Genomic DNA, 16,705 nt, shown 5'->3' on the forward strand with positions numbered 1-16,705 from the left:
GATGCGGGCGGCGTCGGTCAGGGTGAGGGCGCCGGCGATGTGGGCTGCGGCGATTTCGCCTTGGGAGTGGCCGATGACGGCGTGGGGGGTGATGCCGTGGTGTTGCCAGAGGCGGGCGAGGGCGATCATGAGGGCGAAGGTGGTGGGTTGGACGACGTCGACGCGGTCGAGGGTGGGTGCGCCGGGGGTTTGGCGGATGACGTCGGTCAGGGACCAGTCGACGTATGGGCTCAGGGCTTGTTCGCAGGCTTCGATGGCTTGGGTGAAGACGGGTGAGGTGTCGAGGAGGCCTGCGCCCATGCCGGCCCATTGGGTGCCCTGGCCGGGGAAGACGAAGACGAGTTTGCCGGTGGTGAGTTGGCCGTCTCCGGTGATGAGGGATCGGTCGGGGGTGTGGTTGGCGAGGGCGGTGAGTCCGCGTGTGAGTTCTTCTCGGTCGGTGCCGATGATGACGGCGCGGTGTTCGAGTCGGGCGCGGTGCAGGAGCGAGCTGCCGATCTGGGTGGGGGTGTGCTCGGGGTGGGCCTCGGCGTGTTCGGCGAGTCGGCGGGCCATGTCGGCCAGTGCGGCGGGTGTCTTCGCCGAGAGCACCCACGGGACGATCGCGGGCTCCACGGCGGTGTCCACCGAGCCGTCCGCCGAGTCGGTCTGAGTGTCCGTCGTATCGTCGTCAGCGGGTGCCTCTTCGAGGATCACGTGCGCGTTCGTGCCGCTCACCCCGAACGCCGACACGCCGATCCTGCGGGGCCGCCCGTCACCCGGCCACGGAACCGGTTCCGTCAGCAGCTCGACGCGGCCGGAGGACCAGTCGACGTGGGGGCTGGGCTCGTCCACGTGGAGGGTGCGGGGCAGGGTGCCGTGGTGCAGCGCCAGGATCGACTTGATGACGCCGGCGACTCCCGCGGCGGCCTGGGTGTGGCCGATGTTGGACTTCAGGGAGCCGAGCCACAGCGGCCGTTCGGGGGAGCGGTCCTTGCCGTAGGTGTTGATGAGGGCCTGGGCCTCGATCGGGTCGCCGAGCACCGTGCCCGTGCCGTGTGCCTCCACGGCGTCGACATCGGCGGGGGACAGCCCGGCGTTGGCGAGGGCCTGGTGGATGACGCGCTGCTGGGAGGGGCCGTTGGGGGCGGTCAGGCCGTTGGAGGCGCCGTCCTGGTTCACGGCCGTACCGCGCACCGTGGCGAGGACGGTGTGCCCGTTGCGCCGGGCGTCCGACAGGCGCTCGACGAGCACCACGGCGACCCCCTCGGACCAGCCCGTGCCGTCCGCCGCCGCCGCGAACGGCTTGGGGCGTCCGTCCGGGGCCAGCCCGCGCTGTCGGGAGAACTCCACGAACGAGGACGGCTGGGCCATGACCGCGACGCCGCCGGCCACCGCGAGGTCGGACTCGCCCGAGCGCAGCGACTGGGCGGCCAGGTGCAGGGCGACCAGGGAGGAGGAGCAGGCCGTGTCGATGGTGACGGCCGGGCCCTCGAAGCCGAAGGTGTAGGCGACCCGGCCGGAGACGACGCTCGCCGCCGTGCCGGTGCTGCGGTAGCCCTCGGTGTCCTCCGCCGCCCGGGCGAGACCGAGGTTGTAGTCCTGGTTCATCACGCCGGCGAACACGCCGGTGCGGGTGCCGTGCAGGGCCGTGACGTCGATGCCCGCCCGCTCGAACAGCTCCCAGGACGTCTCCAGGAACACCCGCTGCTGCGGGTCCATGCCCAGCGCCTCGCGCGGTGAGATGCCGAAGAAGCCCGCGTCGAACCCGCCGGCGTCCTGGAGGAAGCCGCCGTCCCGGACGTAGGTGGTGCCGCTCTGCTCGGGGTCGGGGTCGTAGATGCCGTCGATGTCCCAGCCGCGGTCGGCGGGGAACGGGGTGATCGCGTCCAGGCCCTGGTCCACGAGGGCCCACAGGTCCTCGGGGGAGGCGACGCCGCCGGGCAGCCGGACGGCCATGCCGACGATCGCGACCGGGTCGTCGTCCACGGGCGCCGTCGCCACCGGCGCGGGGTCGGACCGGTCCTGGCCGCCGGTCAGTTCGCCCAGCAGGTAACCGGCCACGGCCCGCGGGGTCGGATGGTCGAAGGCGAGGGTGGCCGGGAGCCGGAGGCCGGTGGTCTCCATCAGACGGTTGCGCAGCTGGACGGCCTGGACGGACGTGAAGCCCATCTCCTTGAAGGCCCGCTCCGGTACGACACCGTTCGGCGCCGCGCCCGTGACGTCCGCGGCCGCCGCGCCGACCGCGTCCAGCAGCCGGGGCAGCCGGTCACCGTCCGCCAACGCGGCTATCTCCGCGCGCAGTTCGTCGGCCCGTCCGGCGTCCGCGGAGACCTCCGAGGCGTCGATGAGTCCGCGGAGCACGGCGGGCACGGTGTCTCCGTACAGGGTGATGGTGTCCAGCCGCAGTGCGGTGGCCGCCGGCTCGTCCGTCATCAGGGCGGCGTCGGTGGTGGCGAGCAGGTCCCGGCGGGACAGCGTGCCCACACCCGCGGGCAGCGGTCGTACGGACGAGGTCGGGGTGTCGTCCTCGGCCCACGGCCCGACCGACAGCGCGACGGCGGGCAGTCCGCGCTCCCGGCGTCGCAGCGCCAGGGCGTCGCAGAACGCGGCGAACGCCGCCTCCTCCGGGTCGCCCGCGGTGCCGAGGGTGCCCGACGCCGTGGTGAGCAGGAGGTAGGCCGCCGGGGTGGTGAGGGTCCCGTCGTCGAGAAGGTCCTCCACGGCGAGGGCGCTCGCCGCGGCGGAGGCGAAGGACCCGGCGGCGGCGTGCACGACCGCGGAGACGGGACGCCGTACCGCGGAGACTGCCGCACCGAGGGCGGGGCGGTCGCCGGCGGTGACCGCCGCCACGGTGACGGACGCGCCCGACTCCCGTGCCTCCGCGGCGAGTTCGGCGACCGACGGGTCCTCCTCGCCGCGGTGGCCGACGAGCAGCAGGTGCCGGGCGCGGTGTCCGGCGACGAGGTGCCGGGCGACAGCGGCTCCGGCCGCGGTGTCGGCGCCGACGACGACCACGGTGCCCGAGGCGGGCAGCGCGGCATCGGCGCGGTCGACGATCGTGAGCCGTTCCAGGGCCGGCGTCAGGAGGCTGCCCGACCGGACGGCGAGCTGCGGGGCGTCGGCGGCCACCGCCGCGCCCAGCAGCCGGCCGGCGGCGTCCGCGGGGTCGTCCGTGTCGAGGTGCACCAGCCGGTCGCCGGTCTCCGCGCGCAGCCCCCGGACCAGTCCGGCCACCGCGGCCTGCGCCGGATCGGGGCGCTCGTCGGGCCGTACGGCCGCACCGTCCCGCGTGACCACCACCAGCCGTGCGGCCGACGGGTGTTCGGCGGCGGCCCAGGCTCGCACGCGTGCGGCCACCTCGGCCACCAGCGCGGCCGGGTCCGCCGACTCGGCGGCCCGGGAAGCGGGTGCCACGGGCAGCACCGTCACGTCGGCGGGCGCCGAGGGGGCGTTCCGGCTCCCCACCGACGGCACCGGCGTCCACTCCGTGCGGAACAGGCTCTCGTAGGTGCCGCTGCCCGCCGCGCGCAGCCGGGCCGGCCCGTCGAGGAGGACATGGCGGGTGACCTTGCCGGAGCGGGTGCGGGGGATGCGGGCCACCTCGTAGAGCTCCTCGGGGACCTTGAAGTAGGCCAGGCGCTCCCGGCACGCGGCGAACAGCGCGTCGGTGTCGAAGCCGTCCGGGCCCGGCACGAGGAAGGCGACCGGGACCTCGCCGAGCACGTCGTGCGGGCGGCCCGCCACGGCGACGTCGGCCACACCCGCCACCGAGCGCAGCACCTCCTCGATCTCGCCGGGGTGGATGTTCTCGCCGCCGCGGATGATGAGGTCCTTGATCCGCCCGGAGATGGTGAAGTAGCCGGCCTCGTCGCGGCGGGCGAGGTCACCGGTGCGGTACCAGCCGTCGCGCAGCGCCCGCTCCGTCTCCTCGGGGCGGTTGTGGTAGCCGGCCATCACGTTGGGGCCGCTGACCCAGACCTCGCCCTCCGCGCCGGCCGGCACGTCCTGGCCGGTCTCCGGGTCGACCAGCCGTACGTTCAGGCCGGGCACCGGCAGCCCGCACGAGCCCTCGACGCGGACCCCGCCGGGCCAGTTGACGGTGATGGAGCCGCAGGTCTCGGTGGACCCGTAGGCGTCCAGCAGCGGAACGCCGAAGGTCTCCTCGACCGAGCGGTGCAGCGCCGCCGACGTCACCGCGCCGCCGACCAGGCCGATCCGCAGGTCCGGCGTCCGCACCCCGCGCTGCCGCGCGGCCTGCACCAGCTGGTGGTACAGCGTGGGCACGCCCGCGAGGACCGTCGGGGACTCCTCCCGCAGCGCGGCGAGGACCTCCTCCGCGGACCAGCCGTCGATGATCCGTGCCGAGGCGCCGACCGCGGTCACCGTCAGCACGCACGCGATGTGCGACAGACTGTGGAACAGCGGCAGCGGCCACAGCACGCGGTCCTCGGGGGTGAGCTCCGTGACCGGCGCGTAGCAGGCGGCCACCGACCACAGGCAGTTGCGCTGCGTGGACAGCACGCCCTTGGGCTTCCCGGTGGTCCCGGAGGTGTAGAGCATCCAGGCGACGTCGTCCAGGTCCAGGCTGTCCCGGGCCGCCGTGACCGGCTCGGTGCCGGCCAGGGTCTCGAAGGACACGGCCCCGGCCGGCGGACGCTCGGCGCCGGTGACGACCAGCCGCGGGTGGTCGGCGCCGCCGAGCACCCGGGTCACCTGCCCGGCGTGCGCCGGGTCCGTGATGACGACCCGCGCGCCGCTGTCGGCGAGGAAGAACGCGAGCTCCTCGTCGGAGGAGTGCGGGTTGAGCGGTACGCCGATCGCGTCGGCCCGGGTGACGGCGAGATAACTCTCCACGGTCTCGACCCGGTTTCCGAGATGGATCGCGACCCGGTCGCCCGGATGCACGCTCAGCCCGGCCAGATGCCCCGCGAGGCGCCGGGTCCGCAGTTCCAGTTCCGCGTAGGTGACCTGACGCTGGGCATCGGCGAAGGCGGTCTTCCGGCCGAAGCGTTCCGCGTGTTCGACGAGAATCTCCGGCAACGGCCTGATGAGTTCCGTGCGCAGCATCCGATATCACTCCTCGGGAAAAGGCGAGCCGTGTATGAAAGCGCCTCAGAAATTCTTGCGTGCGTACCGGAGCCGGGATCCCCTATCAAATCCCCTATGCCATCCCTGAGTTATGGGTCGCTCGGCCGGTGCGGATCAGCGCCGGCCGAAGAATTCGCGATAACCGGGCACCTGTTGTTCGAGCATGTGGATTCCGTGGTGGACGGGCCGGCCGAGCGCGGCGGCGGTGCGCAGCAGCGCGGTCTCGTGCGGCTTCATGACGACGTCCGCGACCACGGCGTCGGCCCGTACGTCCGCCGGATCGAGCGGCAGCGGATCCGCCGGGCGCATGCCGAGCGGGGTGGCGTTGACGACGACGTCGGCGCCCGCGAGGTCCTCGGGTCCCGCGGTGTGCGCCCTGCCGGGCCGGCGGGCCGCCAGCCGGGAGAGCAGCCCGGACAGCCGGGCCGCGTTCGGATCGCGCAGGGCGACGCGGGCCGCCCCGGCCGCCAGCAGGGCCGCCGCGACGGCGCCGCCCGCGCCGCCCGCACCGGCCACGAAGACGTGCGCGTCCCGCACCGGCCGGCCAGCGGCCGCCAGGCCGCGGACGAAACCGAGCCCGTCGAAGTTCTCGGCGTGCAGCCGGCCGTCCGCGTTCTCGGCGTACAGCCGGCCGTCCGCCCGACGCCGTACCGCGTTCGCGGTCCCGGTGACCGCGGCGGTCGGCCCCGGCTCGTCGACCAGGGCGCAGACGGCCGCCTTGTGCGGCACGGTGACCAGCAGACCGTCCACGTTCCCGGCCCGCATCAGCCCGCGCACCACCTCGGCGAGCCCGTCGGGCCGCACCTGCACCGGGACCACCACGGCGTCCGTGCCGAGCCGGGCGAACAGGGGGTTGAGCAGGCCCGGCGCCCGCGCCTGGGCCACCGGGTCACCGAGGACCGCGTTCAGCCGCGTCGTCCCCGAGATGTCCGGGCCGGTCATGAGGCGCCCCCGCACGCCGCCCCGAACGGGGTGCCCGTGCCGGGACGGACCCCCGGCCCCACCCTCCATGGGTAACTTCTTGTAACAGAGGGAACGGCAGTGGCACCATGGAGGGGCCGAGAAGGAGGCGGACCATGCCGCAGACGAAGACACGGGAGCCGGGTGGCGTCGACACGGTCGACGACATCGTGGTGGAGGCCTGCCCCGTCCGTGAGGTGCTGGACCGGGTGGCGGGCAAGTGGAGCATCCTCATCATCGTGGCCGCCGCGCGCGGCCCGGTGCGCTTCACCGAGCTGGAGCGCTCGATCGACGGCATCAGCCGCCGGATGCTCACCCTCACCCTGCGCAACCTCGAACGGGACGGCCTGCTCAGCCGCACCGTGTTCGCGACGGTGCCGCCGCGGGTGGAGTACGAACTCACGGACATCGCACGGGAACTGCATCAGTCGCTCCTCTCGCTGACGGACTGGGCGGAACGCCATCGCGCGACCATCTCCGCCGCGCGGGTCGCCTACGACGCGGAGCGCCTCACCGAGGAGGGCTGAGTCCGCCGCCGGCGCCGGTGCAGCGTCATGGTCCCGAGGTCGGCCGGGAGGTCCCTGCGGCGCTTTACGTCGAGCTTCCGGTAGACCCGGGTCAGGTGCTGCTCCACGGTGCTGGAGGTGACGTAGAGCTTCGCGGCGATCTCCCGGTTGGTGTAACCGAGCACCGCGAGGTGCGCGACGCGCCGCTCCGACTCGGTCAGCCGCGGCTCGTCCGTCGCCCGGGGTTCGGCGGGAGGCGCGGGGTCCGGTACGGCGAGCAGTTCCTCGCCGAGCGGCGCGGCCCCGCAGGAGACGGCCAGATAGCGGGCCCGGCGCAGGGTCGTCCGGGCCCGGGAGCTGTCCCCGAGCGCCGAGTAGGCCCTGCCCAGATCGGCCAACGCCCGCGCCTGCGCGTACTGGTCGCCTGTCTCCTCGAACAACTCCAGTGCCTCCAGCAGGAGTTGGGGCCGCCGCTCGGGAGCGCTCACCGCGGCCAGCATCCGCAGGCTGCGGCCCCGGCCGCTGCCGTCGGCCGCGTCGGAGCGGGACAACTGGTCGCGTACCAGCCGACGGGCCCGGTCCTCGTTGCCGAGCCGCAGCCAGGCCTCCGCGGCGCTGGTCCGCCATGGCACCGGCGCGGCGATCTCCAGACCCAGGGACTGCACGAGCTCCCCGCAGGCCAGGAAGTCCGACAGTCCGGCGTACGCCCGTTCCGCCGCCAGATGGTGCAGGCCGCGGGCGTGCAGGTAGTACAGGCCGTAGCGGCTGGCGAACATCGCCTCCGGCGGCGCGAACGCCAGCTGCCGCCGGCCCTCCTCGAAGGCGCCGGACCGTATCGCCGCCGTGATCAGCGTGCCGAGCGGCAGCCCGACCGCCACGCCCCACGCGTGCGCCGGCAGCAGCGTCAGCGCCTCCCGGGCGCCGCGCAGCGCCCCGGTCAGATCGCCGCGGTGCAGCAGCGCCTCCGCGCGCAGCGCCCCCAGCAGGGCGTGCCACACCGGAGCCGCGGCCGGATCGCCCTCGGCGAGCACCGCGCAGTGCTCCAGTACCGCGTCCGGCAGGCCGGCGTCGAGCAGCGCGAGCAGCGCCAGGCCCGCGGACTCCTCGGCCCAGGGGCCGCCGCCGTGCGGGCGCAGATTGCGCAGGGTCTGCTCCACCCAGTCCGTCCGGTCGCCGACCCGGCCGCTCAGGAACAGCTCGGCCAGCGCGCCCGCGGTGGCGAGCCACGGATCGCCGCCGGACAGCGCCACCGGGCCGCGCTCCGCCGCCGACGGACCGCCGGGCGCCCACACGGGCGCCGACGCCGGGCCGCGCCGGGCCAGCCGGGGGTGCGTGAACGCCAGCCAGGAGTCCAGGTCCCGGCTCTCCGCCCGCAGCGCCGGATCGGCCGCGGCCGCCTCCCGCAGCCGGGCGAGCGCCGCCTCGGCGTCGGCCTGCCGGCCGTGCCAGAGCAGCCGTCGTATCAGACCGGGCAGCCGGTCGGGGCGCAGATGCCCGGCGCGCATCGCGGTGAGCAGCGCGGGCAGCCGTCGCTGGGCGAGGGACGGGTTGAGCCGCCACTCCGCCTCGGTGAGCCGGTCCAGTACGGCGGCACGGTCGGCCGGGTCGGCGGGACCCGCCTCGTGGGCCAGTTCGCCGTACCGGGCGGCCTGTTCGTAGCGGCCCGCCAGCAGTTCGTGCTCGGCGGCCTCCGCCAGCACCGGCACCGCCCACTGCGCCACCTGCTGCCGGGACCCGGCGAGGTGCCGGGCCACGGCCGGTGCCGGCTCGCCCAGGGCGTGCAGCAGCCCGGCCGCCCGGAGGTGCAGGGCCGCGCGCTCGGCGCCGCCGGCCGTGCCCGCCACGACCGCGGCGGCGACCGGGTGCGGGAACCGGCCCTCGCGCAGCACCCCGGCCGCGGTCAGCCGGGCGAGGGCCCGCTCCACCTGGCCGGTGCCCGGCTCCCGGCCGAGTCCGGCGAGCTCGGCCACCCGGTCCGGGCTGCCGTGCTCGCCGAGCACCGCGAGCGCACGGGCGATCCGCGCCACCTCGGGGTCCCAGCGCCGCAGCAGATCGACCACGGCGGTGCCGTAGCCCTGTTCGGTGACGGGGGCGGGGGCCGAGGCGGGGTCCGGCCCGGCCGCCGTGCCCGACACCGCGGCGAGGTCCGCCGTCCCGCCCCGCCGCCAGTCCTCCGCGAGCGCCTCCAGCAGCAGGGGGATCCCGCCGCTGAGCCGGTGGAACTCGGCGGCGATCCGCGGGGCCCGCGCACCGGCCGCGAGCCGCTCCTCGACGAAGCGGAGCGTGCCCGCGGCCGACAGCGGCCCCACCTCCAGCCGGTGCACCCGCGGATCGGCCACCAGCTCCGCCGCGAACGGCGACGGGGAGCCGCTGTCGTCCCGGCGGGCGGTGGCCACCAGCAGGACCGGCGAGGCACCCAGTCGGCGGGCCAGATACGACAGTGCCTGCACGGAGGCCGGATCGGCGTGGTGCAGATCGTCGACCGCGATCATCAGCGGGGTCCGCGCCGCCGTCCGCAGGATCCACCGGCAGAACACGTGGAAGTCGGGCACCTGGTCCTCGCCCGGTGCGTCCGGCACCGGCAGGCTGTGCGCCAGCTGGCTCAGCATGCCGCCCGGGACCTCGCTCTCCGAGGGCGCGCAGGCCGCCCGCAGCGTGACCATCCCGGCCCGCTCGGCCTGCGCCACCGCCTCACCCAGCAGCGCGGTCCGCCCCCCGGCTGCCACTCCCTCCAGGAGCAGCACCTGGCCCCGCCCGGCCAGGGATTCACCGGCCAGGGACCGGATCAGTGCCTCGTGGTCGTCTCGCTCGAACAAACGCATGAGTATCTCCACAGCAATCCAGGTACGGGGCCGCGGGGGCCGCGCCTGCCGGCCACCCCAGAGGTTCGACGCCTGTCAAACTAGGGAGCGGCGAGGTGCTGTTTCAAAGGGCTCTGAGCGAGGAGTGGACCGGCGATTACCGGCCGATTGGCAGGGGTGCCCGGCGTCGTCGGACAGTGGGCGACAGCGGACACCGGCCGCAGACGGACCCCAGGAACACGGCGGACTTCGCGAGGAACGGACCCGGGAAGGGGCCGCCACGGCACCTGTCAGGCCGGTGACTTCGCCTCGTGCGGCCGACGCAACGGCAGCAGCCACCGCGGCCGGCCCGAGGGCGAGAACTCCTGCGCCACACGGTAGTAGTACTCCGCGGCACCCGTGGCGCCCCGCTCGCGGGCCCGCTGCCCCGCGTCGAGGAGCAGGGCGCCGACGCGGCCGGAGACATCGCCGTCGGGACGCCGGGCCACCGTGGCGTGGTGCACCGCCCGACGGCAGTGGTGCAGCACCAGCGCCGGCGACCGGTCCGGCTCCCGGGCCAGCCAGCCCGCGGCCCGCAGGTGCTTGTCGGCGCGCACGGCGTGCGGCAGCCGGGCGTACGCGGTCTCGGCTACCAGGTCGTGCACGAACTGGTACTCCACGGCGCCGAGTTCGGGGCAGCGCCGGCAGCGCCGCACCAGCCCCCGGCGCTCCAGCGCGTCCAGGCCGTCCCGGACCCGGCGCTCGTCCGTGTCGCCCAGCGCGGCCAGTTCTCGGTCCAGGAAACTGCCCTCGAACAGCGAGGCGTCGTACAGCAGGGCCTTCTCCGCCTCGCCCAGGGTGTCGAGCCGTGCCGAGACGATCGCGTGCACCGCGGGCGGCACCGGGACCCGGCCGCCGGAGGTGCCGGCCCGCGCGGACCCCGGCTCCGCGCCGTCGCCCGTGACGGCGCGCGCGAACTCCAGGGCGAACAGCGGATTTCCGCCGGAGCGCTCCGCGAGCGTCGCGTGCAGTTCGGCCGTCCGGCTGTCCCGCGGCGCCGGCAGCACCTCCTCCAAGAGGGCGTCGACGGCGGGGCGCGGCAGCGGTTCGAGGGTGACGGTGGTGGCGTTGCGCCGGCCGCCGGACCGGTAGGCGGGGCGGTCGGCCAGTTCGAGCCGACCGGTCAGCACGACCAGCAGCGGTACGTCGTCCACGGCCTCGGCCAGCTCCACGGCGAAGGCGAGCAGCGCGTCGTCGACCCGTTCGAAGTCCTCCAGGACGACCACGAGCGGCTCCCGGGCGGCGAGTTCCGCCACGAACCGGCGCCAGGCCACCAGCATCGAGTCGCCCTCGGCCGAGGGCAGCGGCCGGCACGCCTCGCCGCCGGGCAGGCTGATCAACCGCCTCAGCCCGTCGGCCAGCTGAGCGGCGACGGGGCCCGGTCCGACGAGTTCTCTCACCGCGTCCCGCAGCCGGCGGTCCCGGCTCAGCGCCGGATCGGCGTCGGCGACACCGGCGTACGCGCGGACCGGTTCGGCCAGCGAGACGTACGGCTCCTCGGGGCGCAGCGCCCGATTGGTGCCCACCAGGCAGCGCGGCCCGCCGCCGGCCGCCAGCCGGCGTCGGAACTCGGCCATCAGCCGGCTCTTGCCGATGCCCGGCTCGCCGAGCACGGTCACCAGGTGCGGCCGTCCGCTGCGCCGGACCTCCTCCGCCCACCAGGCGAGTTGCTCCAGCTCCCGGTCGCGGCCGACGAACGGCGGCTCGCCGCGGGGGGCCGGCGCGGCGGGGGCGGACATCGTGACGTCATGGCCGCCGGCGGTCGTACGGGAGACCTCGAAACCGAAGCGGTCGCCGCACAGCCGGCGCGTGGTCCCGCACACCCGGACCGCGCCCGGAGGCGCCTCGAAGAGCATGTCGAGCCCGGTCTGGAACAGCTGCCCGGTGACGCCGAACGGCGAACCGGCCGTCGCGGCCCCGGACATCGGCGTCCGGCCCGAGGACCCGGCCACCTGTGCCTCGCCGGGGCCCCCGGCCACCCGTCCCTCGCCAGAGCCCGCGGCCACCTGTGCCTCGCCAGGGCCCCCGGTCACCTGTGCCTCGCCAGGGCCCCCGGTCACCTGTGCCTCGCCGGGCGCCCCGGCCACCCGTGCCTGGCCCGAGGTGCCGGACACCAGTGCCGGGTCCGCTGCCGCGGACGTCAGCGGGTCACCCGTGGCGCCGGTCACCAGTGCCTCGCCGGAGGCGACCGCGACCCGCAGCCGGAAGCCGGCGCCGGTGTGCCCGGCCAGCTCCACGGCGGTGCGGACCGCGCGCAGCGCGTCGTCCTCGCGGGCCCGGTCCGCCCCGAACACGCACACCGTCAGCGGCCCCAACTCGCCCTGGCCGCGCCCGCCGGCGCGGACGGCGCGGTTGCGGACGACGGCACGGGCCTGCGCGAGCACCTGCTCGACCACCTCGGGGGTGGTGGTGCCGGCCGGGATCTCGGCGCGCACGAAGACGGCCGTCACCAGCTTCTGCTCCTCGCCGCCGACGGGAGCGGCGGGCGGTGCGAAGGCCGCGGCGGCGGTGGTGCGGGGCCGGGGCGGCTCCGTCTCGGGGCGGCCCGCGGCCGTGCGGCGGGCGAGCGCGGGGGAGGGGGCCGCGCCCTTCGGCGGGGGTGCCGTGCGCGGGCCGGGGGCGCGCGGCGGCGCCGGGGACGTGGCGAGGCGGACCGCGGCACCGCCGGTGGGCAGCAGCGCCGGGTCGTGGTCGAGGATCGCCCGCTCCAGCTCCTGGAGCTCGGGCCCCGGGTCCAGCCCCAGCTCCTCCACCAACGCGGCCCGGGTGCGGCGGTACGCGCCGAGCGCCTCGGCCTGACGGCCCGAGCGGTACAGCGCCATCATCAGTTGCCGGCACAGGCGTTCGCGCAGCGGCTCGGCGCTGACCACCGCCTCCAGCTCGCTGAGCACACCGAGATGGTGACCGGCGGCGAGCGCCGCCTCCATGCGGTCCTCCAGCACGGTGAAGCGGTCGTTCTGCAGGGCGGTCAGCTCCGGCCAGTCGTAGCCGCCCTCGGCCAGGTCCGCCAGCGCCGGCCCGTTCCACAGGGCGAGGGCCCGGCGCAGCTGGTGGTCGGCCTCGTCCCAACGGCCGAGCGCCAGCGCCGTCTGGCCGCGCCGGGCCAGCTCCCGGAACTCGCACAGGTCGACCACGGCCGGATCGGCCCGAAGCACATAGCCGGGCGCGTGCGTGACCAGCAACTGCGAGCCCTCGGCGCCCAGTCCCTCGGCCAGCGCCCGGCGCAGCCCCGACACCGCGTTCTGCAGGATCTTGCGCGCGGTGGGCGGCGCCTCCACGCCCCACAGGGCCTGTAGCAGCCGGCCCGTGGAGATCACGTCGTTGGTGTGCAGCAGGAGATAGCCGAGGGTGGCGCGCCGGCTGATTCCCCCGAGCGGGATCGGGGTGTCGTTCCGCAGCACGTGCAGGGGGCCGAGCAGGCGAAACCTCATCGGAGACCGAACTTTCCTCGCGCTCACGGTTTTTCCCTGGTTATCCGGATCACGGTGACTGTAGCTGGCACGAGTTGTTTCCTCAACGGCCGGACAATGGCGTGGTCCGACCTCGGGAAATTCGCCGATCATTTGCTTCAGAATTTGTAAAGCGCTGACATTCCTCTGAGATTGCCGACGGCTGTCGGGGCTCCCCGAGGAATGCCGGCGCCGCACACCGGGCGCCGGACAGGGTCCTCAGGCGCCGGCCCGTGTCCTGAGCGCGGGAGAGCATCCTCAGCGCGGGAGCGCGTCCTCAGCGCAGGACCGCGTCCGAGGGCAGCACGCTCTCGGACAGTTCCGCGGGCTTGCGCACCGCGAGGTCCGGCTCCGCCGCCAGCAGCGCCGCCTCGTCGGTCTCGCCCCACAGCGCGGCCACCGCCGTGACGCCCGCGCCGCGGGCCGCCGCGAGGTCCGTCACCGCGTCCCCGACCATCACGGCCTCGCCGGGGCCGACCTCCAGCAGACGCAGGGCGCGCAGCACGATGTCCGGGGCCGGCTTGGCGCGCGGGACCTCGTCCGAGCCGATGACGTGGTCGAACAGGTCCAGCACACCGAGCCGCGCCAGCAGCGTCCGAGCCCGCCAGCCCGCCTTGCCGGTGGCCACCGCGGTGCCGATGCCGCGCTCGCGCAGCTGCCGCAGCAGCTCCTCCACCCCGGGGAACAGCGTGACCTGGTCGGCGAGGCGGGTGCTCTCCCGGACGAAGGGCTCCTCCATCTCCGGCGGCAGACCCATGATCCGCATGATGTCCGGGAAGTAGCGGCCCAGATGGCGGTTGTACTCGGCGAACGGCGGCTCACCGGCCCCGACGACTTCGCGGTAGGCGTGGGTGAACGCCTGCCGCATCACCCCGAAGCTGTCGACCAGGACCCCGTCGAGGTCGAAGACGACCGCCCGCGGCGGCGTGGGCAACGGCCGCTCCGGCAGCCGGTATCCGGACGGGCCCGGTGCGGGCAGCGCCCGGGGGGTCGCCGAGGCGTAGAGCCGCTCGATGGCGTCCACGGTCCGCCGCGCCTCGCGGATCGCCGCGCCGCGTGCCCCCGGGTCCGCCCAGCGCGTCGCCAGGTCGTCGAGCAGCCGGTCGTACTCGGCGCCCACCGGCTCCTCGCCGACCGGCACCGTCTCGACCTCGCCGTCGCGGGTCAGGGTCAGGACCGGGCCGCCCTCGCGGTCGGGGCTGAAGCCGAAGGTGCAGGTGAGGCTCACCGTGCCGGCGCTGCCCTCCACGACGACGGTGGTGACGTCGCTCGGCTGGTGCGAGGCCCAGCTCGCGGTGAGGGACACCGACAGGCCCGGGTCGGTCACCAGGAAGCCGCGGGCGGTGTCCTCGACGTCGCCCCGGCCGCCCAGGGGGGCGTCCCGGCGCCAGCCCGCGCGCAGCCGGGGGTCGTTGATGAAGTCGTCCGAGACCGACCCGACGACGTGCCGGAACGGGCCGGGCGGCAGCAGCGGCGCCACCACGTCCAGCAGATGCCAGCCGAGGTCGACCAGCGCTCCGCCCCCGGACAGGCTGCGCCGGGTGAACCAGCCGGCGCCGTCCGGGATGCCGCGCGCCCGCACCCAGCCGACGGACAGGTGCCGCAGGTCGCCCACGGTGCCCGCCAGGTCCAGCAGGGCCCGCACGTCGGCGCGGAACCGTGCGGCGCTGCCGGCCAGCAGCGGCGCACCGCCCACCGCCTCCGCCGCGGCCAGCCGGTCCACCTCGGCCGAGGTCAGACAGACGGGCTTCTCCACGAAGGCCGGGACCCCGGCCCGCAGGACCGTCTCCGCGACCGGCGCGTGCAGATGGTTCGGTACGGCCACGACGGCCAGGTCCACCGCGTCGGCCGGCAGGTCCGCGACCGAGGCGAACGCCGGCAGGGTGCCCCCGCCGGCCGCGGCCCGCGCCCGCGGGTCGGGGTCGACCACACCCGCGACGGTGAACGCCGGGTGCGCGGTGAGCCGGGGCAGCCAGATGGAGCGCGCCGCCCAGCCCGAGCCGATCACCGCCACCCGGACCGGGGGCGCGGTCCGCCCGGTCACAGCGAGCCCACCGTGTCGGCGACGATCTCGGCGATCCGGTGCATCTGGTCCTCGGTACCGAGCAGCGTGCGGTGGTGCAGCCAGACGGTGTCCGCGTAGACGGCCTCCGTGACGGGGCACAGGGCGGCGAGCTCGTCGACCGAGGCCCGCGGGGCGCCGGTCTCCCAGAAGCCGGGGCAGCGGTAGATCGCGCGGAACGCGGCGAAGGCCGGCAGGCCCCGCTCGATCAGCTCGTCGACCAGCCGGTTGCGGCGCTCCTCGGTGATGCCGGGGACGCGGAACATCATCATGTAGTGCGGGTCGCGGTCGCAGCGCTCGTCGCGGCTCTGCGCCACCACGCCGTCGATCTCGTTCAGCAGCCCGGTCAGCAGCGGCGCCCGCTGCTCACGGGTCTCGATCTGGCTGTCGAGCCGGGCCAGCTGGGCACGCAGCACGGCGGCGGAGAACTCGTTCATCCGGAAGTTGGAGCCGGAGGTCTGGTGGAAGTAGCCGCGGTCCGTCGGCGGACGGCCGCAGCTGTGCCGCAGGAAGGCCTCCTCGTAACGGCCCTGATCGGGGAAGGTCACGGCGCCGCCCTCGCCGGCCGTCATCAGCTTGCCGTTCTGGAAGCTGAACGCGGCGACCGAGCCGAACTCGCCGACCCGGCGGCCCCGCCAGCGGGCGCCGTGCGCGTGCGCGGCGTCCTGGATGATCGGCACCCCGCTGTCCGCGGACAGCTTCTCCAGCGCGTCCATGTCCGCGACGTGCCCCGCCATGTGCACGGGCATGATCGCGGCGGTCTTCGAGGTGACGGCCCGCTCGGCGGCGGCCGGGTCGATGCACAGCGTGCCGGGGTCGATGTCGACGGGCACCGCGACCGCGCCGAGGCGCTGCGCGGCCTGGGAGGAGGAGATGAAGGTGAAGGCCGGCACGATCACCTCCGTGCCGGGGCCGACGCCGAGGATCTGGAGGGCGAGCTCCAGGGCGTGCGTGCCGTTGGTCACCGCCAGCGCGTGCTCGGCGCCGTGGTACGCCGCGAACTCGCGCTCGAACGCCGTGACTTCCCCGCCGCCCATGCGCCACCACTGCCCCTGCTCCAGGGCCCGGCCCAGGGCGACGCGCTCGGCGTCGTCGAACTGTGGCCACTCCGGGAATTTCGGAAGCTCTCGGGAAACGTTCACAGTCCCAGTCCTTCTGCTCGCTTCAGACGCGTTCGGTGCAGAAAAGCTAACGCGGGAATTCAATACGCCCCCACCCCTACCACCCCCCTGAATTACCGCGACTTGTCCCCGGTTCCGGCGTGATGGCGGCTGCCGCCGACAATAATGAATTCACTGGAGCATGCAAAGTCCGTGGACGTGTCGATCGAAATGGGTGATGTCATGAGCCGACTGCTGCTGGTCAACGGCCCGAATCTCGGCATTCTCGGACGCCGTGAGCCGGAGATCTACGGGACCGACACCCTCGTGGACGTCGAGAAGGCGGTCGCCGAGGAGATAGCCGTCAAGGGCTGGACGCTCACCAGCGTCCAGGACGACTCCGAGGGCGCGCTCGTCCGGGCGGTCAACGACCACCCCGACACCGTCGGGGCGATCGTCAATCCCGGGGCCCTGATGATGGCCGGCTGGAGCCTGCGGGACAGTCTCGCCGCCTATCCCCGCCCCTGGATCGAGGTGCACATCTCCAACATCTACGCCCGGGAGAGCTTCCGGCACGACTCCGTCCTCGCCCCGCTGGCCCGCGGGGTGATCGTCGGCCTCGGCACCTACGGATACCGGCTCGCGGCGCGGGCCCTCCTGGAACTGGCCGAGGCCTGAGCACAGACGGCGGCCGGGACCCTGACGCGCTGTCAGGACC

The 16,705-nt window shown here is 75.0% G+C and carries 8 protein-coding genes; 2 read left to right on the forward strand and 6 right to left on the reverse strand.

Annotation, left to right across the window (positions count from 1 at the left end; genetic code table 11):
* Positions 1-5,049: AMP-binding protein (locus tag AB0P24_RS29905; protein ID WP_365799356.1), on the reverse strand; the 5,049-nt coding region annotated here is incomplete at its 3' end.
* 135 nt (positions 5,050-5,184) lie between these two features.
* A complete protein-coding gene (locus tag AB0P24_RS29910) occupies positions 5,185-6,012 on the reverse strand; it encodes a shikimate dehydrogenase (protein ID WP_365799358.1) in 828 nt (275 codons plus the stop codon).
* A 134-nt stretch (positions 6,013-6,146) separates the two neighbouring features.
* Here AB0P24_RS29910 and AB0P24_RS29915 point away from each other — a divergent pair, with 134 nt between their 5' ends.
* On the forward strand, positions 6,147-6,557 hold the full coding sequence (locus AB0P24_RS29915; RefSeq protein ID WP_365799360.1) for a helix-turn-helix domain-containing protein: 411 nt from the start codon (positions 6,147-6,149) through the stop codon (positions 6,555-6,557).
* Here the strand turns inward: AB0P24_RS29915 and AB0P24_RS29920 are convergent.
* The 4 genes from AB0P24_RS29920 to AB0P24_RS29935 all read right to left on the reverse strand — a co-directional run bounded on the left by AB0P24_RS29920 (position 6,524) and on the right by AB0P24_RS29935 (position 16,029).
* On the reverse strand, positions 6,524-9,358 hold the full coding sequence (locus AB0P24_RS29920; protein ID WP_365799362.1) for an AAA family ATPase: 2,835 nt from the start codon (positions 9,356-9,358) through the stop codon (positions 6,524-6,526). The two genes, AB0P24_RS29915 and AB0P24_RS29920, sit on opposite strands and share 34 nt — an antisense overlap.
* Positions 9,359-9,627: 269 nt before the next feature.
* Positions 9,628-12,807: a BTAD domain-containing putative transcriptional regulator gene (locus AB0P24_RS29925; RefSeq protein ID WP_365799364.1), complete on the reverse strand. Its 3,180-nt coding sequence runs from the start codon at positions 12,805-12,807 to the stop codon at positions 9,628-9,630.
* 295 nt (positions 12,808-13,102) lie between these two features.
* Positions 13,103-14,869, reverse strand: a complete 1,767-nt coding sequence (locus AB0P24_RS29930; protein ID WP_365799366.1) for an HAD-IA family hydrolase — start codon at positions 14,867-14,869, stop codon at positions 13,103-13,105.
* A complete protein-coding gene (locus AB0P24_RS29935) occupies positions 14,866-16,029 on the reverse strand; it encodes a DegT/DnrJ/EryC1/StrS family aminotransferase (RefSeq protein WP_365799368.1) in 1,164 nt (387 codons plus the stop codon). Before AB0P24_RS29935 ends, AB0P24_RS29930 begins: the two co-directional genes overlap by 4 nt.
* 201 nt (positions 16,030-16,230) lie before the next feature.
* Between AB0P24_RS29935 and AB0P24_RS29940 the strand changes: the two genes are divergently transcribed.
* Positions 16,231-16,665 carry a type II 3-dehydroquinate dehydratase gene (locus AB0P24_RS29940; RefSeq protein ID WP_365799370.1) on the forward strand — a complete coding sequence of 145 codons (435 nt, stop codon included), beginning with the start codon at positions 16,231-16,233 and terminating at the stop codon, positions 16,663-16,665.
* Positions 16,666-16,705: the final 40 nt, after the last annotated feature.

This window comes from Streptomyces sp. NPDC086519, assembly GCF_040686075.1.
Taxonomy (GTDB): Bacteria; Actinomycetota; Actinomycetes; order Streptomycetales; family Streptomycetaceae; genus Streptomyces; species Streptomyces shenzhenensis.